The sequence below is a fragment of the Algisphaera agarilytica genome, assembly GCF_014207595.1.
Lineage (GTDB): Bacteria > Planctomycetota > Phycisphaerae > Phycisphaerales > Phycisphaeraceae > Algisphaera > Algisphaera agarilytica.
Genome location: NZ_JACHGY010000001.1, coordinates 3,092,213 through 3,115,896, shown reverse-complemented (window position 1 = coordinate 3,115,896; position 23,684 = coordinate 3,092,213). Strand labels below are relative to the sequence as shown.

Below are 23,684 nucleotides of genomic sequence, written 5' to 3'. Positions count from 1 at the left end.
GGGATTGCTCCCTGTGCCAGCGGGAGAGGGTGCTGAGCGTAATGGCGAGACCACAAGCATTGTGGACTCGCGTGCCCCCTCCGACCCGCATTGCGGGCCACCTCCCCCGAGGGGGGAGGGGTTTATCGAACGCAGCCCGGACAATCAGGGGTTGAGATTGCCCAGGTCGTACTCCAGCCGCATTGTGCTGGGCATGAGGTAGTTGGCGCCGCGGTAGGTGTAGACCCGGCCGGAGACGACGAAGACGACTTCGTCGCCGAGCTCGACCACCTGGTCTTCCATCAGCTCCAGCAGCTTGCAGGGCATGATCAGCATCGGGGCCTCGGCCGACTCGGGGTCGTTGCCGTCGGCTTCAAAGGCGAACATCACGTTCGACGCCTCGCCGCCGAACGACCCGCCGAGTCCGCGGATGAGTCGGCCCGAGCGGTTCACCAGGTACACGCCCTCACGCAGCAGCTTTTCCTCGCCCTTGGTCTTGGGCTTGATGCCCTGCAGCACCTCGTCGAGCTCAATGTCGACCGGCGAGGCCACGGGGCTGGTGTCGGGGCGGGTCGGGGCTTCGCCGCGTTCGTCCAGCAGCGATTCCATCAGCTCGATCGGGTCGGGGGCGCCGCCGTCGCCGCCGGCGCTCTCGAACGTGGCTTCGGGGCTGGTCACGTCGAGTTCGGTTTCGATCGGGGCGGCGGGCTTGGCGTCGGCCTCTTCGTTCTCCACGCGGGTGCCGGGCGGCAGCTTGCGGGTGCCCGCGATGCCGGTGGGCAGCAGGTAGTTCACGCCGCGGTAGGTGTGGACCTGTCCGGTGAGGCTGAAGCCCAGGTCGTCGCCGCGGCGCTGTTCGATCGTGTCCTGCATCGAGGCGAGGCGTTGGCATTTCTGAACGATCATCGGCCGCAGGTCCGGCTGCCCCGACACCGGATCAAACGCGAATACCCAGAACGTCCCGTCTTCGACCGACAGCAGCTCGCCGGGGCGTTCGATGATGAACTCGCCCTCACGACGGAGCTTGGGCAGCGGCGCACCGGGCAGCACACCTATGACCGACGCGTCCAGGTCGACCGCCGACGCGGGGACGCCGACGCGGTTGGGGATGGTTTCGATTGCCGGCGAACTGGTCGGCGCTTCGCTGGGGGCCGCTTCGCGTTCCGCGATGAGGTTGTCGATGAGCTCGCGGGGAGACGAGGCGTTCTGCGCGACAGCCGATCCACTCGCGAGCAGCGACAGGGTCAGAGACAAGCAGTAACAGGCGGGGTGTTTGGGCATGGGCGACCGTGGGCGCGTCTGGTCCCGGTGAGAGGGTTCGGATTATTCCGCAGCAGTTTCAGACTTCAGCGGCTGCTTCGAGGGCGGAAGCGCGGGCTGAGGCAGGTTGTCCGGGTCGACACGCCAGGCCCGGATGCTCACCGCCGACCAGCCGAAGCCGGCCTCCCACACCAGGTCCACGGTGGACAGACGACGCCCGCTGTTGCTGGGACGCACCACGTCGACCTTGGCGTCAGCGCCGCGGATGTAGACCGCCCGGACCTCGACGCTGGGGAACTCGCCGATGACGGCCGGCTCGTTGATCACCTCGAGCTCGGTTTCGCTCTTGATCGGCTTGCCCTTCTCGTCCAACTCGACCACGGGCACATTCGTCGGGATGATCGCGTCGTCGCCCAACGCGTTCACCACGATGGCGTAGGTCTCGGGCGTCGTGCGTGGGGGCAGCGCCACGTAGTACGGGCTGTTGAACGGCTCGTTCTCCAGCGTCTTCTGGATCGACGCGACGGAGACCTCGATCACCGGCTTGGTGTTGGGGTTGTTCGACGCCCAGTCGCCGTTCTCCGGCGGGATGTTGGTGTACACAGAGCAGCCCGTGGCGAGCATCGCGACAAGCAGCATCGGCAGCAATTTCAACGGCATGTGGATCGTCCCTGATCGAGTGAAGAAGTCGTACACGACATGATATCACACGCGGGGGATGGATCGGCGTGTCCTGCCTCAACGTTTAGCCGCGGATCGTAGATCCGCGTTCAGACGCAAATGTGGGATGGCCAACGGCGATCTGCGATCGCCCGCTAAACGTGAAATCACTCCACGGTGACCGACTTCGCGAGGTTGCGGGGCTTGTCGACGTCGTGGCCGCGGAGGACGGCGGCGTGGTAGGCCAGCAGCTGCAGCGGCACGACGGTGAGCATCGGCTGCAGGGCCTCGGCGACGTGGGGCACGCGGAAGACGAAGTCGGCGTACTTCTCGATCTGCGTGTCACCCTCGGTCGCCACGGCGAGGACGCGGCCGCCGCGGGCTTTGACCTCTTCGATGTTGCTGATGACCTTGTCGTATTGGCTGCCCTGGGTGGCGATGAAGACCACGGGCATGCCGTCGTCGATCAGCGCGATCGGGCCGTGCTTCATCTCGGCGGCGGGCATGCCCTCGGCGTGGATGTAGCTGATCTCCTTGAGCTTGAGCGCCCCTTCCATCGCGACGGGGTACGAGTAGCCCCGGCCGAGGAACAGCCAGTTGTCGCGGTCGACCACCTTCTCGACGGCGTCGCGGATCATGTCCGACTGCTTGACGATCGTGGCGATGTGGTCGGGGATCTGTTCGAGTTGGCGGAGGTAGTCGGCGACGGTCTCGGGGGCGAGGAACCGGCGGCGGCCGCAGTACAGGGCCATCATCGTGAGCACGGCGACCTGGCCGACGAACGCCTTGGTCGAGGCCACGCCGATCTCCGGCCCGACGCGGAGGTACACCCCCGCATCGGTGTCGCGGGACATGGTCGAGCCCACGACGTTGACCGCACCCAGCGCCAGCGCGCCGCGGTCTTTCGCTTCGTGCAGCGCGGCCAAGGTGTCGGCGGTTTCGCCGGACTGGCTGATCGAGATGATCACGCTGCCCTCTTCGATGATCGGGTTGCGGTAGCGGAATTCGCTGGCGTAGTGGGCGACCGACGGCATCTTGGCCAGGTCTTCGAAGAGGTATTCGCCGATGAGCCCGGCGTGATACGCGGTGCCTTGGGCGCTGAGGATGATGCGTTTGGCCCGGACGAGTTCACGGGAGAGGTTCGACAGGCCGCCGAGCACGATGGTGCCCTCGCGGGTGTCGATGCGGCCGGTGAGGCAGGTGCGGATCGCCTCGGGCTGCTCCATGATCTCTTTGAGCATGTAGTGCTCGTAGCCGCCGAGCTCGATCTCCTGGAGGTCGATCTCCAGCTCGGTGACCTGCTGGGTGACCTCGACGTTATCAATGGTCGTGGTGCGGAAGTCCACGGCCCAGGGCTTGCCGGTGGCCTTGGCGGCGGCGATGTCGATGCCCGCGTTCTGCCCCCAGCCGTCGACCGGTCCGGCGCAGAGGCGGGCGACCTGGTAGTCGTCGAGGGTGATGGCCTGGGTGGTGTGGGCGACGATGGCGCTGGGGTCGGAGGCGACGACGTAGGCGTTCTCCGCGACGCCGATCATCAGCGGGCTGCCCTTGCGGGCGGCGACCAGGGTGTGCGGCTCGTTGGTGCAGGTCACGGCGATGGCGTAGGCACCGGTGACCTCACGCAGCGCAGTCTGCACGGCGGTCTCGAGCGCCGCCGAGGCGTTATCGCTTTCGGGGGCCGACTCGTAGAGCTCGGCGATGAGTTTGGCCAGGACCTCGGTGTCGGTCTGGCTGGTGAAGACGTGGCCCTTGCCTTCGAGGTAGGTGCGCAGGGCGCGGTAGTTCTCGATGATGCCGTTGTGGACGAGGCTGATGGTGTGGCCGGACTTGGTGGTGCCGGTGTGGGGGTGGGCGTTTTGCTCGGTGGGTTCGCCGTGGGTGGCCCAGCGGGTGTGGGCGATGCCGAGGGTGCCGCGGTAGCGGTCGGGCTCGGCGGTGATGAGGTCTTCCAGGACGCTGACGCGGCCGACACTGCGGGCGTACTCGACGCCCTGGGGGGTGGTGATGGCGACCCCGGCGGAGTCGTAGCCGCGGTATTCGAGGCGCTTGAGGCCTTCGACGAGCAGCGGCGCGGCTTGCTTGTTGCCGACGTATGCCACGATTCCACACATGTGCTGATTCCTCGGCCCGATGGCCTGCCCCTGGGGGCGATTTGAGATCGAATCCCTGTACGATTCCCCCGGGCACGCCTGGGACGGACGCGCCGCCCAAGTGTGCCACCATTATAGAGAAGTGCTATCGATCCACCGCACCCGCGACCCCGCCGAAGCGGAAGTTGGGGAAGGGTTTACGGCTGTGCCCATCTCTGCGGGTTGTACGGGCATGGGCACGTGGTGGTTCGTCTGGAGCGGGGCCCGGGGGTCGTCGGGGAGGTCGATCTCCCAGAACCCCTGCCCCAGCGGGTACTTGTCGCTGGTCATGCAGGGAGAACCCGCATTGAGGCACTCGAACGCGGGGCCGTAATTGAACGACGATTTGGCGGGGTCGGCCCCGTCACGCGGCGGCGGGCTGGGCAGGGCGTGCCAGGGCTTGTGGATGTGGCCGTGGATGTAGATCACCCGGCCGCGGCAGGCGGTCAGCTCACGCCGTAACGCCTCGGCCTCTCGGAGGTCGTGCGACCAGGCACTGGGCACGCGCGGCGGCAGGCTGCAGGGGTAGTGGCACAGCACGACGAGCGCCTCGTCTTCGGGCACCTCACGGATGGCGTGCACCGCCGCGTCGAACTGGTCTCGGCCGAGCGCCCCGCGGGAGAACATGCGGTTCGGGATCGCCGAGTCGAGCGCGAGCAACCGCCACCCGGGCCGGAGCTGGCGGACGTGGGGAAACTCATCGGGCATGACTTGGTTGAGGATCTTCTCGATGCGTTTGACCCGCCGACTCTTGAACGTGTAGCGGTCGTGGTTGCCCGGCACCAACACCCCGCCCTCCGGCGCGGCCTCGACCAGCGGGGCCACGACATCCATCAGGTCTTCGAACTCGCGCTCCAACGAAGACGTGCTCACGTCCCCCGAGAACAGCACCATCTCCGGCGACAACGACTTGGCGTGTTCCACCAGGTCGGGCAGCAACGCGTGGTTGAACCGGTGCCGACGATTCATGAGCAGGTTGGTGTGGGCGAACAACCGCTTGCTGACCAGCCGGCGCGGGTGGACGTCAAGGGTGAAGAGATGGATGTCGCCGAGGACGATGAGTTTCATAGTTCAAAAGCGCTGTTGCATCAGCTATCTCTACTCTACCCGGTATCGATGCGCAACATCAGGCACGGACGATAATGAAAATCGTAATCGGCAATCAAGCTCAATCTTCTGAAGGTTCCAACTCAAACCACTCCAGGCTATGAATCTTCGTCTTGATTCCAACAATATGGAGGTGGAGCGCCAAATTCTGAACTTCCCCATCCACCGGTAAGTTGTAGTAAGTGCGTCCGTTAATCAGGATCTGCCCGTGGTTACCGACGCGGTAGAACTCAATGACATGGCGTTTGTCCCAGCCCCACCCTAGCCAGCGTGCGGGAAGGCCTAATCGCCCGATCTGGCTATAGCCACGTACATCGAGATAGTAGTAGTCATTGGTGTGATGGCGGATGCCGGTCCCTAGAATCGTGGAGCGGCCTTTCCAGTAGCCGTGGTCCTTCCCGTCCATCCCTGGCTCGTCGTAGTTGACGATATTGAGATTAACCGCGTTGTAGAACTTGGGATTCATCTTCCCGTTGGGTAGGCATTGCAGTTCCATACGTACGCCGAAATCACCGATTGGCTCGGGGCTGTACAGGAAGGCTTGCCGGTAGGACCCCGGCTTAGGCGAGGTGGTAAAGGGCTCGCCGAGCCAGACCTCGTCATTCAGCGATTGAGACATTCCTCCAAAGGTCCAACGTTCGCCGGGTTCACACTGCTGCAAGAGCGGGCGGCGTTCAAGGGTGCTCGCGATCGTAGCCGGGTCAGGGGCATCTGGATCGCGGTCTAAGTCGCCCGCGGCGCGGTGCAACGCCTGCCAGAACACAAATGATTCGACATCCAGATCGCGGAACAGGTTGGGTCGGCTTCTTACGATATCGACCGCTTCAAATCCGAGGCCACCGGCCCGGGCAGTCATCAAGCGCAAACCCGCTTTGGGCTGCCAGGGCTCGTCGTTGCTCAGGTCGCGGAACTCTTCCCGTTCAAGCATTTTCCCCGCCAATGCCCAGTCGCCGTGGTAGTACCGCGAGTGAAACGCCATCGCGTACATCAATTCGTCTTTGGGGTACCCAGCCTTCAACGCTGCAGCAAACGCGGTGTCCGCCCAATCCCACTCCCCAACTTCCGCCCAGCACATCCCCATGATCATCACACGGTCCCAGCGCTGATTCCGGTTGCCGTGCTTCCAATACCAGATCACGTAATTGATCGTGGGTGTCACCTTCACACCCAAGGATCCCGCCGGGATCTTCAGTTCACGCCGTCCGGTGTCGCAGTTCCAGATGCGCAAATTACTTTCACGTTCCAAGTCAGGGAAGACCGTATTGCGGTCGTGCAGCGTCACCGGCTCGCCGTCGACCGAGACAATCACCTCATCCTTCTCGACCCCCCATTTCTCAGCCGTAGATCCCTCCCGGACATAGGTCACACGTAAACCTTGCGCAGGCGTCTCATCGTCGTAAAGCACCGCCAACACGGTGTTGTCATAGCTTTCCATCAAGCGGAAGGAAGGCGGGCCGAGGTAATTCTCGAGTTCCATCAGCAACTCCCGCTTGCTGAATTTGGCCTCAAACAGCGGCTCATCTGCAAATACAGCAAACGAAAAGAATGCCGCCAAAAATACGCACGTTACAGGCCAAACCCGGAACCAGACTTTGTGATATGCGCTTTGCAAAGCCATCCCTCGAAAATGGTGCCGTCTATCAAAAAATGATTAACGCCATGATATCCAAAAAACGACATAAGACGGGGCAAAGTGGGTTGCCGATGATTACGGACGGGATGCCGGGGAGCCCGCCCAGACCAAAGACTCTCCGCTTTCAACACGGTGTACTAGGCCCTTAGGTAGTTCGTGGTGATTAATGGCATCAATCCTGAGCTCATCGAAGGTCAGGCTGAACCCGACGTTATGGATGTGGATACCTAGGTCGGTAGCGGCGGGGTCGAGGTGGGTCAGCAAGAGGGTTTGCCCGTCGAGCTGGATCTGGCCGAACGACCCGACCCTTACGAGCCGGAGGGTGTGTTGGGTCACGCCGTCGCATGTGAACCATGGCGAAACACGGCCGTATCTGCCGGAAAAACCTTGGCTCCGGACGGTCAGCAACGACGGCTGATTCTCCGCCCAGTTATCAACCTGTAGATCCATCCCCAGCACGATGTCTGTGCCCGACCAATATTTTTCGATATCGCCGTCCCACGCATGCGCCTCGGATAGATCCGCTACATGGATCGCCAGGTTGGTTGGCCACTCTGCATGCGGCTGGCCATTCGCCCGGAGGGAGAAGGTCGCTTGGAGATCAAAGTCACGCAATCTATTGGCACGGTGCACCAGCCCGTGTTTGTAGTGCCCGGGGCGTGCGGTGGTCGCGAACGGCCGCCCCGCCAATATGGGCTTGATCAACTCCATCTCGACTTCCCCAAACACCGGGCCGCTCCATGGCTGCATGTCTTTTTGGATGTTGTGCCGCGCGGTATTGGCGTCGGCTAGTTCGACTGGTGTGGGGCCCTCGGGGAATCGCTCAAGGCCATGCGACGCAAGCCAGCGATGTTGGGCGGGCTTGTCGAGCGAAGTGAAACTGTCACGCCCGCCTAAGGCCAGGCAGTCGATCATGGACTGCCAGTCCCCCGCCGCACGGGCCGCGATATAACCATCGAAGGGGTTGATGCCTGCGGGGAATGCTTCGTTGCGGATAGATAGAGCCTTCACATTCTGCCCCGCCTCCGCCCAACGGCCCTGGCCCATCAAGGCATTGAATAACAGGACATCCGAAAACGCATCGAGCTGATACCCCGCTTCCGCGGCACGACTCAACAGAGGGGCGACAAATCGGAACTGTTGTTTTTCCAGCTTGAAGACGGCGGCCAAAAGATAACTGTCCCAGTCCGGGCTGCGTTGCCCCGAATGCAAGTACCAGGCCGCCTGAGGTACGTAATAAATCATCCGGATCCCTACCCGGCCCGGCTTCACTGAAAACTCAAGGGCCTCACGTCCCTGTCGAACAATATGCAGGGTCTGTCTTTTGCGATCTGAACGGTGACTATTGAATTCAGAGCTATAGACAACGGGATGCTCGTCCAAGTGTGTGATGACATCCCCGGGTTGAATCTCTAATCGCTGTGCCTGCGTGTTTGGAAAGGTTTGATTGATCAATCGGCCACTCAGCGGCCAGAGTTTTTCGAGGTTTGCGTCGGAGATATCCAAGCCGAACATCGCTTGCTTCGCGGCCAGCTCGACCTGCCTTGCCGTGATCTCGCCGGTGTCGAGAGCGGCAGGGTCGAAAACAGTTTGGCTAGGTTCCTGGGCCCGCGCTAATCCCCCGACCAACAGCAATAATGTAATGGCGAAGAGTGATCGAAGGCCTTGGCTAAACGTTGGCTTCACATGATTCATACGCTTTACTTTCCTCAGGCAGGGCCGCATCCCCCTCGACGCCCGGGCCGTCCTGGGAGTAGTAGTAGGCCAAGACCGCGCGCCAATCGTCGGTGGACTTGACCTTAATGAACGACTGCTTGATCGCGTCGGCCTGCGGGTGGTGGCGGCTGAACTTGATGCCGAACTTGCGCATCATGCGCGACGCCTGGCCCTCGCCGTGGAGGCGGACGGACAGGTCGAAGTGTTCGAGCAGGACGTCGCGTTGCTCGTGGATGGTCGGAGCGACCGCGGCCTGACTGGCCATGATCGCGCGGGCCTGGGTGAAGATCCACGGGTTGCCGATGCAGCCGCGGGCGACGCTGACCCAGTCGACGCCGGTCTGTTCGAGCATGCGGAAGATGTCGTGGGCGGTCCAGATGTCGCCGGAGCCGCCCAAGGTGAATTTCGGATTTTGGATTTCGGATTTCGGATTTGGGGCCGCAAGCGATGGCGTGGCGGCGGACGGGGCGTCGCTGTCTTGCTGCGAAACCCCAATTCCCAAATCCGAAATCGGCTCGCTGAACTTCCCGAGCTTGTAGCGACGCGCGATCTCCTCAAGCTTCTCCCACTTCCCCGGGCCGACGTACTTCTGCTGCACCGTTCGGCAGTGCACCGTCGCCCCGGCGTAGCCCAAACGCATGGCCGCCTGGAACACCTGATGGAAGTTCTCTTCCATTTCCGGCGTGTCGTCGTAGGCCCGGCGCAGCTTCGTCGTCAGCGGATACCCCGCGGGCACGGCCGCTTTCACGGCCTCCAGGATCGCAATCGCCTCCTCGGGCACGCTCAGCAGGTGCCCGCCGCGACACTTTTTCTTGATCTTCTTCACCGGGCAGGCCAGGTTCACGTCCACCACGTCGTAGCCCAGCCCCACGAGGATCTTCGCCCCCGCGGCGATGTCATCGGGGTGGCTGCCCATGAGCTGGCCGCAGATCGGGTGGTCGCCCTCAGGGATCTCAGCGTGCTTCAGCCCCTTGCCCCCGGCGATGAGGAACGCGTCGAGCATCGCCTCGGTGATGCAGTAGGGGCTGCCGTGCTTCCGGGCGACCATCCGCATCGCCGCGTCGGAGTAGCCCGCCAGGCCCGCCTGGTAGAACGGCGCATCGATCGCCACCCCGCCCAGCGAGAGCGGTGGCGACCCGACGGGCGTGCTCTCCGGGGCCGGGGTGCTTCCGGGGGCACTTCCGGGGGTGGGGGCGGGTTTGCTCGGGACGATCATGGCGGGCATTATAGGTTGGATATGCGTTTAGCCCCGCTTCGTCGTCGATTGGCCTCGTGGATGGTGCCCCTTGCCGGGGGCCTGGCGTTCTGCCTGCTGGCCGGCTGCACCCCCCCGCTCACCATGAGCCAGGAAGAAGAACGCGAGCGACTCGCTACACTGGACTACCCCGCCGACGCCACGTATGGCCCGGACCTGGACATCGTCGTCCGCCGCGAGGGCCCCAACCTCACCTTCGTCAACCGCACCGCGCAGCCCTACCGGGATGTGCGTGTTTGGCTGAACCAGGAATACGTCCGCGACCTGCCCGCCATCGAGATCGGCCCGAGCAACCGCTTCGACCTCAACCGCTGGATCAACGAACACCGCGAGCCGTTCCCCGTCGGAACGTTCCTCGCCCCCGACGCCGCGTTCCCGGTCGTCCTCGCGGAAATGCTCGATATGGACACCGGGCTACGGCACCGGCTGCTAGTCTGGCCGGACGAGACACCGTAGGAAATAGGTGTTGGGGGCTTGGGTGTTGGGTGTTAGGCAAAGACATCCAATCCCGTCAACAGCTCGCGCCTCGCAGTTGATCGCGAACCACAAAACTAAGCCCCCAAGCCCCTAAGCCCCCAACTTCTAAACCCCAAGCCCCCAACCCCCAAGCCCCCAACATGACCACCGCCACCGCCCAGCCCGTTGATGCTTCTGTTTTCGATCTCTCGCCCGCCGAGCTGTACTCGCGCTACCGCAAGAACCTGTGCAAGGTGCCCGGGCTGAACATGACGCTGGACATCAGCCGGATGCCGTTCGGCAAGAGCTTCTTCCGCGTGATGGAGCCCGCGATGCAGCACGCCTACGCCGAGATGGAAAAGCTCGAGAGCGGCGCGATCGCCAACCCCGACGAGAACCGCATGGTCGGCCACTACTGGCTCCGCGCTCCGGGCCTCGCCCCCGAGCCCGACCTGACCAAGGCCATCCACGACACCGTCGAAGACATCAAGGCCTTCGTCGACGCGGTCCACACCAAGGCCGTGAAACCCGCGACCGCCGCGAAGTTCACCGACGTGCTGTCCATCGGCATCGGCGGCAGCGCCCTGGGCCCCCAGTTCCTCGCCGACGCTTTGGGCGGCATCAAGCGTAAAGACAAGATAAAGGTCCACTTCATCGACAACACCGACACCGACGGCATCCGCCGGACGCTCGACGGCCTGGGCGCGAAGATGAAGTCCACCCTCGTGCTGGTCATCTCCAAATCCGGCGGCACCCCCGAGCCCCGCAACGGCATGATCGAAGCCAAGGCCGCCTTCGAAGCCAAGGGCCTGGACTTCGCCAAGCACGCCGTGGCCATCACCGGCGACGGCAGCCAGCTCGACGGCGTCGCCAAGGGCGAGGGATGGCTCAAGATCTTCCCCATGTGGGACTGGGTCGGCGGACGCACCTCGGTCATGGCGACCGTCGGACTCGTGCCGCTGGCGCTGCAAGGCATCAAGATCGACGACTTTCTGGCCGGTGCCCAGAAGATGGACGAGATCACCCGCAAGACCTTCACCAAGAAGAACCCCGCCGCCCTGCTCGCCCTGATGTGGCACCTCGCGACCAACGGCAAGGGCGAAAAAGACATGGTCATGCTGCCCTACAAAGACCGCCTGCTCCTGCTGTCGCGCTACCTGCAGCAGCTGGTCATGGAGTCGCTGGGCAAAGAATACGACCTGGACGGCAACCCCGTGTACCAGGGCATCGCCGTGTACGGCAACAAGGGCAGCACCGACCAACACGCCTACGTCCAACAACTCCGCGAAGGCGTGAACAACTTCTTCGCCACGTTCATCGTCGGCCTGCAAGACACCACCACCCCCGGCAAGAACGTCATCGAAGTCGAAGACGGCGTCACCGCGGGCGACTACCTCAGCGGCTTCTTCCAGGGCACCCGCACCGCCCTCTTTGAGAACGGCCGGGGCAGCATGACCATCACCTGCGACAAGATCGACGCGAAGACCGTCGGCGCGCTGATCGCGTTGTACGAACGGGCTGTGGGTTTCTACGCCACCCTGGTGAACATCAACGCCTACCACCAGCCCGGCGTCGAAGCGGGCAAGAAGGCCGCCGCCACCGTGCTGGAAGTCCAAGCCAAGGCCGTCGCCGCCCTGACCGCCACCCCACAAAACCCCGTGCAGATCGCCGAAGCGATCGGCGATGCCGACGCGGTCGAAACCATCGACCTCACCCTCGCCCACCTCGCCGCGAACAAGCGGATCGGGAAGAAAGGCGCGGGGTACCTCGCAAACTAAACACAACCGGGGCAGTTATGAAGATCGATTTAAAATGGATGCTTTGTTTCGTAGCGTTTGCGTCTTTAGCGGGCTGTCACACGCCCGAACGGAAGACCAAAACGTTTGACGAAACGGTCGAGGATGGCAAAAAAGAAGCAGTGGCGGCTGCGGTCGAAGCATTAAGTGCAGACGCCGAGCCGTTCGAGCCAACCCGAGGAATATTCGACAACGATCGCCCGGCTTGGTATCGGCAAGGCCGACTAATTCTTCACCATAACGTAAAGTCGAACGTCTACGTCATCCCCGACGCCAAGGGGAATAGGCTGGTATCGATTGTTGCCAATCATCACAAATCTGTACCAAGGATGGTGTTTGAACCCAAACCCAATTGCTTAGTGTGGCTGGAACCTATTGATGAAGAAACTCAACACATCACGGTAACCGACCTTAAAGCCAACTGGCACGAAGCCTATATCGTGACCAACGAAGGCGTTCGGCCATTCGGAGCAGAAGCCTACCGGGACGAGATTGCAGAACTTAATGCTTCTCGGGCTTTCTTCGGCTCGCTCCGCGAAGACTTACCCAAATAGGCAATCGTGGCCCGAATTGGTCAATCGATCAGGTCGAGCAGTTGCTGCTCGTCGAGTTCTTCATTACAAACCACCATGACCGTCGGCTCCCCGAGGTACTTCTGGGCCGCGGCGCGGACGTCTTCGGCGGTGAGGGCCTCGACTTCGGCGAGGAAGGTGCGGCCGGTGAGGTCGTCGACGCCGTAGAGCAGGTCGAGGGCCTGGCCCATGGCGAGGCTGCTGTTGCTCTGGCGGCCAAAAAACTCGTTGGTGAGCACCTTGGCTTTGGCGCGGGCGAGGGTGTCGTCATCCACCAGTTCGGTGCGGGCCCGCTCGGCGACGGCGAGGGTGCGTTCGAGTGCGTCGTCGACCGTATCCGCCTGGGTGTTAAAGAGCATCGTGAAGTAACCGGGCACGAGGCCGGAGGATGCCCCGGCGCTGCTGGCGTAGACCAGACCCGGGCCACGGCCGCGCAGTTCCTGTTGCAGCCAACCCGCGGGGAAGTCGCCGATGACGCGGGACAGCACCTGGATCACGGCGTAGTCGGCGCTGTCACGCGTGATACCCGGGCCAAAGCCAACTTGAACCGCGGCGATGGGTTTGTTGGTCTCGACGATCGTGAGGCCGGGCTTGGGGGCATCGGGTTGAGGCAAGGCGAAGGCTTCCTCGGCGGTCGCGGGCATGCCGCCAAACAACGCCTCGGCCTGGGAGAAGACTTCCTGCGGATCGACATCGCCGACCACGGCCAGCACCGATTCGCTGGCATTCAAACGTGAGGCGTGGAAGGCCCGGAGGTCATCGGGCGTCAGCGATTCGACGACTTCGTGTCGGCCGGAACTCAGCTGCGACCAGGGGTGGCCGGGGTAGTAGGCCTTGAGGAATTCGCTGCGGAGTTCGCCGGACCAGCGGTCGGTCGCACGGTCGATCGCGGCGAGCAGGCGCGGCTGGAGCTTGCCCCATTCTTCGGCGTCGAAGGACGGGTTCAGCGTGACGTCGGCCATGAGTTCCATCACGGCGGGCCAGTCTTCGGTGAGCGCCGAGGCGGTGACGAAGCCGGTGTTGTTGCCGCTGCCGGTGCTGAGCGAAGCACCCAGGTCTTCGACCGCCACGGCGATGTCTTGGGCCGACTTGGTCGTCGTGCCGCGACGCATCATGGCGTAGGTCGCGTTGGACACGCCTTCACGCCCCGCGTCGTCGGCGAGCAGGCCGCCCTTGGTGTAGATCTGCATGGACACGGCAGGCACGACGGTGGAGCGTTGCACGAGCACGGTCAGGCCGTTGGAGAGGGTTTGGACCTGGGTGTCGCCGACGGCGATGGGCTCGGCGTCGTCGCCGGGCTTGGCGAGGTTAGCTTCGAGCAGGGCGACCAGGCCGTAGTTGTCCAGGTCGATGGGCTCGCGGGTGACGCCGGGCTGGTCTTCCACGGCAGGCGGACGGGTGGGGAAGGCGATCTCTTCGCCTTCACCGGCGGGGTTGAGCTGAGCGACGGACGCGGCGTCGGGATCGAGGATCGCGTTGGCGGCGGCCATGATGTCGGCGGGGGTGATCTCCTGCACCGCGGCGGCGTAGTGGGCCAGGTAGTCCGGGTCGGCGGTGCTGATGAGGTTGCTGGCGATGGAGCTGGCCACCCCGTCGGCCGACTGCCCGGAATTGAGCACACGGGCGAGCGTCTTGCGTTTCACGCGGGCCAGTTCTTCCTCACTGACGGGTTCGAGGCGGATGCGGTCGATGTGCGACATGACCGCGGTGCGGACCGCGTCGGCGGCGTCGGGCGAGGCCAGTTCGTAGTCGACGCCGAAGAAGCCCTCGCCCCAGTGGGCCGAGTAGTTGAACGCGTCGATGGAGGTGACCAGTTGTTGGTTGTCGCGGAGGTCGCGCACGAGGCGGGACGACTCGCCGCCGCCGAGGATGCCCGAGAGCAAGTCGAGGGCGTAGTCGTGTTCGCTGGTGAGCTTGACGCCCGGCCAGAGCAGGCGGACCCGCGCCCGGGCGATCGCGGCGGGGCCTTCCACGGCCACCGGCTCGGCTTTGCCCGGCGCAGCGATCGGGAACGACAGCTCGGGCAGCGTGCCTGTGGGCACATCGATCCACAGCGTGGTGAGTTGATCGATCACCGCTTGCGGTTCGATGTCGCCCGCCACGACGAAGACCATGTTGTTGGGCACGTACATGCGCTTGTAGTAGTCGTAGAGCTCGTCGCGGGTGATGTCCATGAACTCATCGATGTAGCCGATAGTCGGGTGGGCACCGGGGTGGTCGGGCGTCGCGGCGAAGCGGGCCTGCTGCGTGAGCTTCCAGTGGATACGGCCCGGGTCGCCCTGGCCCATGGAAAACTCGCGCTGGATCACATCACGCTCGCGCTGGTACTCGTCTTCTTCGATGCTGCTGTTCTGCATCCAGTCCGAGAGAAGATCGATCGCGGTGGCGGTGTGGGTCGAGGTGGTGTTGATGTAGTAGCGGACGGTGTCGAGGCTGGTCGCGGCGTTGGTCTGAGCGCCGATGCTGCCGAGCGTGGCGGTGGAGACTTCTTCGGGGCGGTTGGTGGTGGACCCGCCGGAGACCAGGTGTTCGAGGAAGTGCGACAGGCCGGCCCCGACGTGTTCCTGCTCGTAGAGCGAGCCGGTCTTCACCCAGGCGTGGACCGAGACGACCGGGGCGGTGGGGATGTCTTGGGCGACGAGGACCATGCGGTTGGGCAGCTCGACGATGATGCGGTCGTCGCGTTGCTGGAGCACGTTGACCTCGGCGGCGGGCGCGGCCTGGGCTTCGCTTTCAGAAGTTGCGGTGGTGGTCGATTCGGGGGGCGGGGTCGAGGCGTCGGTCAAAAGGGTCTTCTCCTGGCAGGCGGTCGTCATCAGGCTTATCGCCAACACGCTCGCGGCCACACTACGGTTGAGTTTGATCATGGTCTGATTTCCATCGGTTCGGCCGGCTCGGCCTCTACAGCCCTACGCGACAAATGAGTGTAGCGTTCGGCCGGTTCGGGATCAGGATCGACGATTTACACGATAAACGGGCCAAACCCGCCGGGCTGCGTATAGTTCTGCATGAAAGCGAACGCCCCCATGCTCGTGACGACGGCCGCTGCGGTGGCCCTGTTTGTCTGGATCGCCCCCGCCTCGGCTGAACCCGCGTCTGCCCCCGACGAGCCTGCCGCGGACCGCCCCACCGCCCCCGAGCCCCGGCCGGTGTATATCGAGGCGGACCTGCCGCTGGGCTACCCGCAGCCCGGGCCCGCTTACGAAGTCCTGCTCAAAGTGTACCCCGCCTATCGCGCCGCCCGGGCCGACGGAGGCAACGCGTTCCGCAAGCTCTTCAACCACATCCAACGTCACGACATCGCGATGACCGCGCCCGTGGAGATGACCCTCGATGCGCCCAGCGAAGACGACCCGCGCGTCGCCCGCATGGACATGCTGTTCATGTACGCGAACCCGGACATGGGCGAGCTCGGGACCGACGTGAACGTGGAGGTGGTCGACCTCCCGCCGATTCAGGTGCTGAGCCTGGGCTTCTTCGGCAACGCCGACCGCTCGCAGATCAACGAGGCTCTGGCCATGCTCGAACGCCACCTCGAGGCCGACCCCGAATGGGTCGCCGCGGGCCCGCCCCGCCTGCTGGGTTACAACAGCCCAATGGTCCCCGCCCGCAACCGCTACAGCGAGGTCCAGATACCGGTGATGCCCGCCGAGGCGGAATCGGAGACGGCAGATTCGCTTGCCCCCGACGCCTCCGCCCAGGCCGAATCCGAGCCTCCCGAAGCGCGTTGACACAACCCGCCCCGCCCCAGACAATGCTCCGCTCATGCCACCGTAGCTCAGTTGGTAGAGCAGAGCTTTCGTAAAGCTCAGGCCGCTGGTTCGAGTCCAGTCGGTGGCTTTTTCGAAATAATTCCAGGGGAATTCATATCACTCCTCAGCACCTCGGTCGTTTTGATCGTTGCTTGAAAACGCCTTCTGAAATTCCTCGATTGAATCCGCGACGATATAGCTATCGACACGATCCCACGCGATCGCAATCGTGTTTCCAGCTAGGTTCTTCCAATTGCTAGTCAAGTTTCCCACGAGGAAAACTCGCCCCGCTTGGATCTCGAAGTAGGGATCCAAGATATACGTCCCCTCACTGATCGCCTTGTCGGCCAACGTCACGCATACCACCCTGCCCTTAAAGTCCGGTGTCGATTCATTCATCAAACGACGACTCCCTTCGGGCCTGCTGTGGAAAAATAGATAGTTCGATACGCCAGGGATAATTACGATGCCCCGAATGCGGTAACGTATTGGATCTTACAAAAAGGCCAAGTCGACAACGCGCTGCAAGTCGTCCCGCAACTTCGGCATCTCTTGCCGTGGCACGAAGCGTACTTCCAGGGATTCATCATCGTTCACTCTCGGCTCGCCCGCCACGACGTCGCAGCGGTAGGCGACGGTCAGATATTGGGCTCGGTCGCCGTTGGGGTATTCGATGATGGGGGAGGTGAAGGCGTCGAGGAGGCGGGAGGCCCGGATGGTGACGCCGGTCTCTTCGAGGACTTCGCGTTCGAGGGCTTCGTCGGGTTGCTCGCCGGGCTCAAGGATGCCGCTGATCAGCGACCAGCTGCCGGTGTCCGCCCGCTTGTTCAGAAGCACCCGGCCCTGGTCGTCGACCACCACTGCGACTACGCCGTTGAGCCAGAGCAGGTCGTGGCCGACTTTTTCACGCAGCGCCAGGATGAAGTCGGGGGTCGCCATGCGGGCACGATAGCAGAGTTCTCCCGCGGTCCGGGCTGTTCATCGCAAACCCCGATTCCGGGGGTTACACTATCGCCACGCCACCTTAGCTCAATTGGCAGAGCAGCGTATTTGTAATGCGCAGGTTGCCGGTTCGATTCCGGCAGGTGGCTTTGATTTCGGGGCCCACCAACCCGGCCGAGGCAAAAAACCGGGGGTACACTTCACGCATGATGAAGAACCTATGCGTGTCGGTTTTGGTGTTGTCGGTGGTGTGGCTTTCGGGGTGCACCCAGCCGAGGGTGGAGTCGGGGGTGTCGGCGGGTTCGGCCGAGACCGCCCCGCCGGAGACGGCGGCGTTTCTCAACATCCGTGACTTCGGGGCCAAGGGCGACGGCGAAACGGACGACACCCAGGCCCTGCTCGACGCGATGCAGGCCGCGACCGAGAGCGAAGGCACCGTCTACTTCCCGCACGGCATCTACATGATCCACCCGGTCAAGGTGCCCAACCACATCACCCTGCTGGGCTACTCGGCCTGGGCTTACGGCAACAAGGGCGACAAGGACCCCGACTTCCGCGGCAAGACCATCCTCGCGGCGCTGTCGGGTGATGCGCGGGCGCTGCTCGACCTCGACGACATCCGCGGCACGCGCATCGTCGGCCTGACGATCGACGGCCGGCGACAGGGCGAGCGGATGCACGGCATCTACATGCGGCACCGCGGCTCGGAGCTACACAATATGATCGAGGACTGCCGGATCGAAGGCTTCACCGGCTCGGGCATCCGGTTTGAGCGCACCTGGCTGCTGGGCGTCCGCCGATGCATGATCGCGTTCAACGGCGAGCATGGCATCGACATGACCTCGGGCTACGACGGCTGGATCATGGACACCATGCTCACCGGCAACAAGGGCTGGGGGCTGTACATCGCCGGCGAACCGCACGAAGACCTCACCGACGAAGAACGCGAATCGATCCGCTGGTTCGGCGGTGCTTCGATCATGGTCACCGCCAACCGCATCGAGTGGAACCGCGCCGGCGGGATTTACTTCAACGGCGCCAACTCCATGCAGATCACCGGCTGCTCGATCGACCACAACTTCGGCCCGGGCATGCAGATGAAAAACGGCATCAGCCACACCATCGTCGGCAACCTCTTCCGCAGCAGCGGCGTCGAGAAGAAAGGCGACGAGTGCAGCCACCTCTGGCTCGAAGACTCGCGTGGCGTCGTGGTCACCGGCAACACCTTCTGGGGCAAGTACAACCGCACCGAGTACCGCTTCGACTACCCCTACCCCTTCTACGGCATCATCGCGAAGAACCTCAGCGGATCGGTCATCGCGGACAACGCGATGTACCACGCGGCGAGCAAGGAAGGCGTGCGTGACGACGGCGGGCACACCAACACCGTCATCCGCGACAACGCCTACGTGAAGCCGAACCTCAAGTTCACCGACGACGGGTTCGAGTTGCTTCCTGACGACGCCCCGGCAGAATAGGCCGAATGCTCAACGTCCAAGACTTCGGCGCCAAAGGCGATAACCAGACCGACGACACCCAGGCGATCGAGGCGGCGCTCGACGCGGCGGCCGGGGGCGAGGCCACGCTATGGTTCCCTACGGGGACGTACCTGACCCACCCGCTGAAGGTGCCCAGCCATGTGACGCTGATGGGCCATTCGTCGTGGGGCTACCTCGACCGGGACGACAAAGACCCCGATTTCAAGGGACGCACGACGCTGGCGGCGCTGTCGGGCGACGCCAACGCCTTCCTCGATCTCGACGACATCCGCGGCACCCGCATCTTGGGCCTGACCCTCGACGGGCGCAAGCAGGGCGAAGCGATGCACGGCATCTACACCCGCAACCGCGGCAACGAGCTGCACAACATGATCGAGGACTGCCGGATCGAGCACTTCACCGGCTCGGGCATCCGGTTCGAGCGGGCCTGGGTCCTGGGCGTGCGACGCAGCCTGATCATGTTCAACGGCGGGCACGGCATCGACCTCACCAGCGGCTACGACGGCTGGATCATCGACTGCCAGGTTTCGGCCAACGGTGGCTACGGTCTGTTTGCCCGCGGCCAGGCCCCAGACGACATGAGCGAAGAAGAAAAAGAAGCGCTGAAGTTCTTCGGCGCAGCATCGATCAAGATCACCGCCAACCGCATCGAGTGGAACAAGCAAGGCGGCATCTACTTCAACGGCAGCAACTCGATGCAGATCACCGGCTGCTCGCTCGACCACAACTTCGGCCCCGGCGTCCACCTCAAAAACTCGGTCGCCAACACCGTCAGCGGCAACCTCATCCGCAGCAGCGGCGTCGACAAGCAAGACGACCAGTGCTCGCAGGTGCTGCTCGAAGGCTGCAACGGCACGTCCGTCACCGGCAACACGCTTTGGGGCTGGTACAACCGCACCGAGCACGACTTCACCTACCCCTACCCGTACTTCGGCATCATCGCCAAGAACCTGTCGGGCTGCGTGATCGCCGACAACGCGATGTACCACGCCTCGAGCAAGGAAGGCGTCCGCGACGACGGCGGGCACACCGGTACGATCATCAAGGACAACGCCTACGTGAAGCCCAACATCGAGTTTGATGAAGACGGCGGCTGGAAACTGCTAGACGATCCCGTCGGGACATAAGCCCAAAAAACGTTTAGCGGGCGGCACGAAGCGCCACGCGCCGGCCATGGAGGCTGCCGGGCGTGGGACGCTGCGCGTCACCCGCTAAACGCGGAGGGGGCGGGGATGTATCACGACATCATCAGGCGGCGGCACGACGGCGACGCAGCGCCAAGGCACCGGCGCCAAGGACAAACAACGCCGCGCTGGCGGGCTCGGGTACGGGCAAAAAAGATGACTCGGGCAGGAGCTCGGTGGTTCGGTTCCACCGGTAGCCGGTGTCTTCGTGGGTGAGGATGATGCGGTCGACGTTGAAGCGGTTCGATCGGCCGGAGATCGACATGGTGTAGATCTCGCCGGCGGTGAGGTTGTAGATCGGCGCCTTGTGATGCACGCCGTTGCCGTCTAGGCGTGAGGCCAGGCCCCAGCCGTCCTCTTTCCCGCCGTACAGCTTTGTATCCCGTTTCAGTGGCCAAGTGGGCACCTCGGGGTTGCCGGAGGTGAAGTCGCCTTCCAGCTTGACGTACGCGTCGTTGTTTTTGTCCGGCTCATTGCCCAGCAGGCGTTTGTGGGCCCGGAACCAGAGGGTGTAGTTGCCGGACTGGTTGATCTTGAATTGGTATTGAAGCCTGGAGCCGGGCGAACCATAGGAGTTCGGCCCCTGGTATTCGAGGTGACCGGTGCCCAAGGCGCCGGTGGGGTAGGTCGAATCGGCATCGTGGCCGATGAACCCCCATTGGCCCAACGGGGACTCGGTGCTTTCCATTTCCATGACGACGACGCCGCCGCTTTCGTTGTAGATCTTCTGGGCGGACGCCTCAGTGAAAAGCGCGCAAACAACAAAACCAGCCAAAACAAAGACTCTGACAGCAGCGGCCATGGGGAACTCCTCGGATTTGAAACAGAAACGAACAGCTTGGATGCGGGACTGAATCGCGTGGGCGTGAGGCCCTCGCCAGACAGCGAATAGGGGGTAAGAGTTATTGTAATCAATCGACAATCCTCACCAAGCACAATCTCTCCCATAACTCGATTAAATTAAAGTACATAATCAGTGCTATTTGTATACAGTTGACAATTCTCTACCATAGGCGGCCACGCTCACGCCCCTTCTGATTCCTCGGACCCCGCGACATGACTGACCAACCTCTTCACGAGCAAGACGACTCTCCAGCCACCACCGCCCCTTCGGTGGGCCAGGACTCGGGCTCTGAATCTCACCAAGTCGCGGAAAAAGACCGCATCCCTATCGGCGAAAAATCCGCTTACGCGATGGGCGTGGTGTCGGACCACTTCGCGCAGTTCGGCATCCAGCAGTTCTTGCTGCCGTTCTTCAACGTGGTCATGGGCCTGAGTCCCGCCAAGGTCTCGCTGGCGATGGGCTTTGCCCGGCTGTGGGACGCGATCAACGACCCGGCCGTCGGCTCGATCTCCGACCACTGGAAGAGCCGGTACGGCCGACGCCGTCCGTTCATCTTCGTCGGCGCGATCCTCACCGGCATCGTGTTCCCGCTCATCTGGCTCGTCCCCGGGGGCTGGTCCGAGGGGCAGATGTTTGCCTGGCTGACCGTCGCCCTGATCATCTACTACACCAGCTACTCGCTGCTGTCGGTGCCCTACGAATCGCTCGGCATGGAGCTGACGCAGGACTACGTCGAGAAAACCAAGCTCTTCACGTTCCGCACGTACCTGATGCGCATCTTCGACATGGGTATCTGGGCAATGCTCCCGTTGGCGACCTGGATCGCCGCCCTGCTCGCCGACCAACAGATGGCCCTGGATGCGGTGCAACTCGCCGGCGAAGCCCTCGAGAAACAAAAGGAAAAGCTGACCGAAGAAAACCTCGCCCGGACCATCCCCTGGGTCGCCGTCGGTGCGGGGGTCATGATCATGATCTCGGGTGTCCTGCCCGCGTTCTTCTGCAAAGAGCGTTTTGCGGAAGTCGCGCAGAAACAGAAAGGCGAAAACCCGTTCAAGACCGTCTGGTCGCTGCTGCGTAACCCGCCGTTCATGATCGTGATGGGCTCGATCGCGCTCTACCTGCTCGGCCTGTCGTCCAACGCCGTGCTGGGCTTCTACGTCAACACCTACTACATCGAGGGCGGCGATGTGAAGAGCGGGGCATTCCTCGGCCTCTACCACAGCCTCGTCGGCCTGATCTTCGGCATCCTGGGTGCCTTCATCATCGAGATCCTGTCCAAGCGCATCGACAAGAAGCCGCTGATCATGGGCTGCGTCGTCGTGCTGTTCCTCTCCGCCGCCTCATGGTGGATCACCTACCTGCCCGGCCGGCCCTACCTGACGCTGGTGTCGCGCCCGTTCCTGACCCTGGCCGAGACCGGCTACTGGGTGCTGATCCTCTCGATGCGGGCCGACGTCGCCGACTGGGACGAATTGAAGAACGGGCGTCGCCGCGAGGGCATGATCGCTGCCTTGGGCAACTGGATGATCAAGCTGTCGATCACCCTCGCCACCGTGATCGGCGGGGTCATGCTCCAGTACTTCGTCGGCTTCGATGCCGATCTGGGCGGCGATCAGTCGCCCGAGACGCTCAGCCTGCTGCGTGGGACCTACATCTTCACCCAGATGGGCACGATGGTGATCGTCTTCTTCGTCCTGGCCCTCTACCCGCTGTCCCGAGCGAAGATGGCCAAGGTCCGCGAGGAACTCGATGCACGCCACGCGGCCCTGGAGGCCGAGGGCGGAGCGGAAGACGAGCCGGGCACGGCGTGATGAACAGCCGTCGCGGCTCGGGGGGTTTGCCCGGGTTCACGCGATGGGCTAAACTTTTCAATTCGCCCAACCTCCCCGATATTCCACGATCTAAGGCCATCCGACCCATGAGCGATGAATCCGCCGCCACGCTGGACACTTCCGAATTCCGCGACACCGCCACCGCCCGCAAGTATTTTGATGCGGGTTTCGAAGCCGAGCAGGCCGGCGACCGCATCTCCGCGATCGAGCAGTACGAAGCCGCGTACACCGCCGACCCCGAAGATACCGAAAACTGCTTCCGCCTCGCCTACAACCTCGACCTGCTGGGCGAGGAAGACGAAGCGCTGCACCTCTACGAAGAGTGTGCCAAGCAGGAGAAGCCCCAGCTCAACGCGTTGGTGAACCTGGCCGTCGCCTACGAAGACCGCGGCAAGTACGCCCAGGCCGAGCGCTGCATCCGTCAGGTGCTCGCCACCGACCCGAACCACGGCCGGGCCCGTCTGTACATCAAGGACATCCTCGCCTCCAAGGCGATGGTCATCGACGACGAGCAAGAGAAGCGCAACGAGAAGCACCACGCCCTGCTCGACACGCCCGTCACCGACTTCGAGCTCTCGGTCCGCACCCGCAACGCCCTGCGGAAGATGAACATCCGCACGCTGGGCGACCTGCTCAAGGTCACCGAGGCCGAGCTCCGCAGCTTCAAGAACTTCGGCGACGCCAGCCTCGACGAGATCAAGTCGATGCTCGCCCAGAAGGGCCTGAAGCTCGGCCAAGCCGTCGAGCAACACCAAGCCGAGGTCAAGCAACAGGTCTACGACCAACTCAAGAGCGAAGTCGGCGACGAGAACGGCATGCTCGAGAAATCGGTCAACGAACTGAACCTCAGCGTCCGTGCCCGCAAAGCGTTGGCGCTATTGGGCGTCACCAGCATCGGCGATCTGGTCATGAAGACCGAGGCCGAGCTGATGGGCGTCAAGAACTTCGGCATGACCAGCCTCGTCGAGATCCGCGAACGGCTCACCGAAATGGGCCTGGGCCTGCGTACGCTGGAGGCCTGACCGCCGCTTCATCCTCAACACCCCAAGGCCCGGCCGCACCACGGCT

The 23,684-nt window shown here is 63.2% G+C and carries 19 protein-coding genes and 2 tRNA genes; 10 read left to right on the top strand and 11 right to left on the bottom strand.

Features of this window, described 5'->3' with window-relative positions; all coding sequences use genetic code 11:
* Positions 1–144 precede the first annotated feature (144 nt).
* The 7 genes from HNQ40_RS13410 to HNQ40_RS13380 form a co-directional block, all read right to left on the bottom strand.
* Entirely contained in the window at positions 145–1,260 is a 1,116-nt protein-coding gene (locus tag HNQ40_RS13410) for a hypothetical protein (protein WP_184678333.1), read from the bottom strand.
* A gap of 42 nt (positions 1,261–1,302) precedes the next feature.
* Positions 1,303–1,899 carry a hypothetical protein gene (locus HNQ40_RS13405; protein ID WP_184678332.1) on the bottom strand — a complete coding sequence of 199 codons (597 nt, stop codon included), beginning with the start codon at positions 1,897–1,899 and terminating at the stop codon, positions 1,303–1,305.
* Between the two features lie 167 nt (positions 1,900–2,066).
* Positions 2,067–4,010, bottom strand: a complete 1,944-nt coding sequence (gene glmS / locus HNQ40_RS13400; protein WP_184678331.1) for a glutamine--fructose-6-phosphate transaminase (isomerizing) — start codon at positions 4,008–4,010, stop codon at positions 2,067–2,069.
* Positions 4,011–4,121: 111 nt separating this feature from the next.
* Positions 4,122–5,096 carry a metallophosphoesterase family protein gene (locus tag HNQ40_RS13395; RefSeq protein WP_184678330.1) on the bottom strand — a complete coding sequence of 325 codons (975 nt, stop codon included), beginning with the start codon at positions 5,094–5,096 and terminating at the stop codon, positions 4,122–4,124.
* 100 nt (positions 5,097–5,196) lie between these two features.
* Entirely contained in the window at positions 5,197–6,753 is a 1,557-nt protein-coding gene (locus HNQ40_RS13390) for a hypothetical protein (protein ID WP_184678329.1), read from the bottom strand.
* A gap of 90 nt (positions 6,754–6,843) precedes the next feature.
* A complete protein-coding gene (locus HNQ40_RS13385) occupies positions 6,844–8,463 on the bottom strand; it encodes a site-2 protease family protein (RefSeq protein WP_184678328.1) in 1,620 nt (539 codons plus the stop codon).
* Positions 8,438–9,700, bottom strand: a complete 1,263-nt coding sequence (locus HNQ40_RS13380; protein WP_221435531.1) for a tRNA dihydrouridine synthase — start codon at positions 9,698–9,700, stop codon at positions 8,438–8,440. Before HNQ40_RS13380 ends, HNQ40_RS13385 begins: the two co-directional genes overlap by 26 nt.
* A gap of 21 nt (positions 9,701–9,721) precedes the next feature.
* Between HNQ40_RS13380 and HNQ40_RS13375 the strand changes: the two genes are divergently transcribed.
* From HNQ40_RS13375 to HNQ40_RS13365, 3 genes are all read left to right on the top strand, one after another.
* Positions 9,722–10,195: a hypothetical protein gene (locus HNQ40_RS13375; RefSeq protein ID WP_184678326.1), complete on the top strand. Its 474-nt coding sequence runs from the start codon at positions 9,722–9,724 to the stop codon at positions 10,193–10,195.
* 161 nt (positions 10,196–10,356) lie between these two features.
* Positions 10,357–11,973, top strand: a complete 1,617-nt coding sequence (locus HNQ40_RS13370) for a glucose-6-phosphate isomerase (RefSeq protein WP_184678325.1) — start codon at positions 10,357–10,359, stop codon at positions 11,971–11,973.
* A 17-nt stretch (positions 11,974–11,990) separates the two neighbouring features.
* Positions 11,991–12,545: a hypothetical protein gene (locus HNQ40_RS13365; protein ID WP_184678324.1), complete on the top strand. Its 555-nt coding sequence runs from the start codon at positions 11,991–11,993 to the stop codon at positions 12,543–12,545.
* A 20-nt stretch (positions 12,546–12,565) separates the two neighbouring features.
* Here the strand turns inward: HNQ40_RS13365 and HNQ40_RS13360 are convergent, their stop codons facing one another.
* On the bottom strand, positions 12,566–15,430 hold the full coding sequence (locus tag HNQ40_RS13360) for a M16 family metallopeptidase (protein ID WP_184678323.1): 2,865 nt from the start codon (positions 15,428–15,430) through the stop codon (positions 12,566–12,568).
* Positions 15,431–15,571: 141 nt separating this feature from the next.
* Between HNQ40_RS13360 and HNQ40_RS13355 the strand changes: the two genes are divergently transcribed.
* Both HNQ40_RS13355 and HNQ40_RS13350 read left to right on the top strand, forming a co-directional pair.
* Positions 15,572–16,294: a heme-binding protein gene (locus HNQ40_RS13355; RefSeq protein WP_184678322.1), complete on the top strand. Its 723-nt coding sequence runs from the start codon at positions 15,572–15,574 to the stop codon at positions 16,292–16,294.
* Positions 16,295–16,330: 36 nt separating this feature from the next.
* Positions 16,331–16,403: transfer RNA gene (locus HNQ40_RS13350), tRNA-Thr, on the top strand.
* 29 nt (positions 16,404–16,432) lie between these two features.
* Here HNQ40_RS13350 and HNQ40_RS13345 read toward each other — a convergent pair.
* Both HNQ40_RS13345 and HNQ40_RS13340 read right to left on the bottom strand, forming a co-directional pair.
* Positions 16,433–16,714, bottom strand: coding sequence for a hypothetical protein (locus HNQ40_RS13345; protein ID WP_184678321.1), 282 nt, complete (start codon positions 16,712–16,714; stop codon positions 16,433–16,435).
* 96 nt (positions 16,715–16,810) lie between these two features.
* On the bottom strand, positions 16,811–17,254 hold the full coding sequence (locus HNQ40_RS13340; protein WP_184678320.1) for an NUDIX hydrolase: 444 nt from the start codon (positions 17,252–17,254) through the stop codon (positions 16,811–16,813).
* Between the two features lie 79 nt (positions 17,255–17,333).
* Between HNQ40_RS13340 and HNQ40_RS13335 the strand changes: the two genes are divergently transcribed.
* From HNQ40_RS13335 to HNQ40_RS13325, 3 genes are all read left to right on the top strand, one after another.
* Positions 17,334–17,406: transfer RNA gene (locus HNQ40_RS13335), tRNA-Thr, on the top strand.
* Positions 17,407–17,463: 57 nt separating this feature from the next.
* Positions 17,464–18,735, top strand: a complete 1,272-nt coding sequence (locus HNQ40_RS13330) for a right-handed parallel beta-helix repeat-containing protein (protein ID WP_184678319.1) — start codon at positions 17,464–17,466, stop codon at positions 18,733–18,735.
* Positions 18,736–18,740: 5 nt separating this feature from the next.
* Positions 18,741–19,883, top strand: a complete 1,143-nt coding sequence (locus HNQ40_RS13325; protein ID WP_184678318.1) for a right-handed parallel beta-helix repeat-containing protein — start codon at positions 18,741–18,743, stop codon at positions 19,881–19,883.
* Between the two features lie 121 nt (positions 19,884–20,004).
* Here the strand turns inward: HNQ40_RS13325 and HNQ40_RS13320 are convergent, their stop codons facing one another.
* Positions 20,005–20,742 carry a PEP-CTERM sorting domain-containing protein gene (locus tag HNQ40_RS13320; RefSeq protein ID WP_184678317.1) on the bottom strand — a complete coding sequence of 246 codons (738 nt, stop codon included), beginning with the start codon at positions 20,740–20,742 and terminating at the stop codon, positions 20,005–20,007.
* A 254-nt stretch (positions 20,743–20,996) separates the two neighbouring features.
* Between HNQ40_RS13320 and HNQ40_RS13315 the strand changes: the two genes are divergently transcribed.
* Both HNQ40_RS13315 and HNQ40_RS13310 read left to right on the top strand, forming a co-directional pair.
* Positions 20,997–22,595, top strand: a complete 1,599-nt coding sequence (locus HNQ40_RS13315) for an MFS transporter (protein WP_184678316.1) — start codon at positions 20,997–20,999, stop codon at positions 22,593–22,595.
* A gap of 107 nt (positions 22,596–22,702) precedes the next feature.
* Complete coding sequence (locus tag HNQ40_RS13310) at positions 22,703–23,638, top strand: DNA-directed RNA polymerase subunit alpha C-terminal domain-containing protein (protein ID WP_184678315.1); 936 nt, start codon at positions 22,703–22,705, stop codon at positions 23,636–23,638.
* Positions 23,639–23,684 lie beyond the last annotated feature (46 nt).

Excerpts from the sequence above, each read along its gene's own strand:
- HNQ40_RS13380 (WP_221435531.1), bottom strand. The coding sequence starts at position 9,700 with ATGATCGTCCCGAGCAAACCCGCCCCCACCCCCGGAAGTGCCCCCGGA.
- HNQ40_RS13345 (WP_184678321.1), bottom strand. The coding sequence starts at position 16,714 with ATGAATGAATCGACACCGGACTTTAAGGGCAGGGTGGTATGCGTGACG.
- HNQ40_RS13340 (WP_184678320.1), bottom strand. The coding sequence starts at position 17,254 with ATGGCGACCCCCGACTTCATCCTGGCGCTGCGTGAAAAAGTCGGCCAC.
- HNQ40_RS13355 (WP_184678322.1), top strand. The coding sequence starts at position 15,572 with ATGAAAGCGAACGCCCCCATGCTCGTGACGACGGCCGCTGCGGTGGCC.
- HNQ40_RS13360 (WP_184678323.1), bottom strand. The coding sequence starts at position 15,430 with ATGATCAAACTCAACCGTAGTGTGGCCGCGAGCGTGTTGGCGATAAGC.
- HNQ40_RS13325 (WP_184678318.1), top strand. The coding sequence starts at position 18,741 with ATGCTCAACGTCCAAGACTTCGGCGCCAAAGGCGATAACCAGACCGAC.
- HNQ40_RS13405 (WP_184678332.1), bottom strand. The coding sequence starts at position 1,899 with ATGCCGTTGAAATTGCTGCCGATGCTGCTTGTCGCGATGCTCGCCACG.
- HNQ40_RS13315 (WP_184678316.1), top strand. The coding sequence starts at position 20,997 with ATGACTGACCAACCTCTTCACGAGCAAGACGACTCTCCAGCCACCACC.
- glmS (WP_184678331.1), bottom strand. The coding sequence starts at position 4,010 with ATGTGTGGAATCGTGGCATACGTCGGCAACAAGCAAGCCGCGCCGCTG.
- HNQ40_RS13395 (WP_184678330.1), bottom strand. The coding sequence starts at position 5,096 with ATGAAACTCATCGTCCTCGGCGACATCCATCTCTTCACCCTTGACGTC.
- HNQ40_RS13390 (WP_184678329.1), bottom strand. The coding sequence starts at position 6,753 with ATGGCTTTGCAAAGCGCATATCACAAAGTCTGGTTCCGGGTTTGGCCT.
- HNQ40_RS13365 (WP_184678324.1), top strand. The coding sequence starts at position 11,991 with ATGAAGATCGATTTAAAATGGATGCTTTGTTTCGTAGCGTTTGCGTCT.
- HNQ40_RS13385 (WP_184678328.1), bottom strand. The coding sequence starts at position 8,463 with ATGAATCATGTGAAGCCAACGTTTAGCCAAGGCCTTCGATCACTCTTC.
- HNQ40_RS13330 (WP_184678319.1), top strand. The coding sequence starts at position 17,464 with ATGATGAAGAACCTATGCGTGTCGGTTTTGGTGTTGTCGGTGGTGTGG.
- HNQ40_RS13370 (WP_184678325.1), top strand. The coding sequence starts at position 10,357 with ATGACCACCGCCACCGCCCAGCCCGTTGATGCTTCTGTTTTCGATCTC.
- HNQ40_RS13320 (WP_184678317.1), bottom strand. The coding sequence starts at position 20,742 with ATGGCCGCTGCTGTCAGAGTCTTTGTTTTGGCTGGTTTTGTTGTTTGC.
- HNQ40_RS13375 (WP_184678326.1), top strand. The coding sequence starts at position 9,722 with ATGCGTTTAGCCCCGCTTCGTCGTCGATTGGCCTCGTGGATGGTGCCC.
- HNQ40_RS13410 (WP_184678333.1), bottom strand. The coding sequence starts at position 1,260 with ATGCCCAAACACCCCGCCTGTTACTGCTTGTCTCTGACCCTGTCGCTG.
- HNQ40_RS13310 (WP_184678315.1), top strand. The coding sequence starts at position 22,703 with ATGAGCGATGAATCCGCCGCCACGCTGGACACTTCCGAATTCCGCGAC.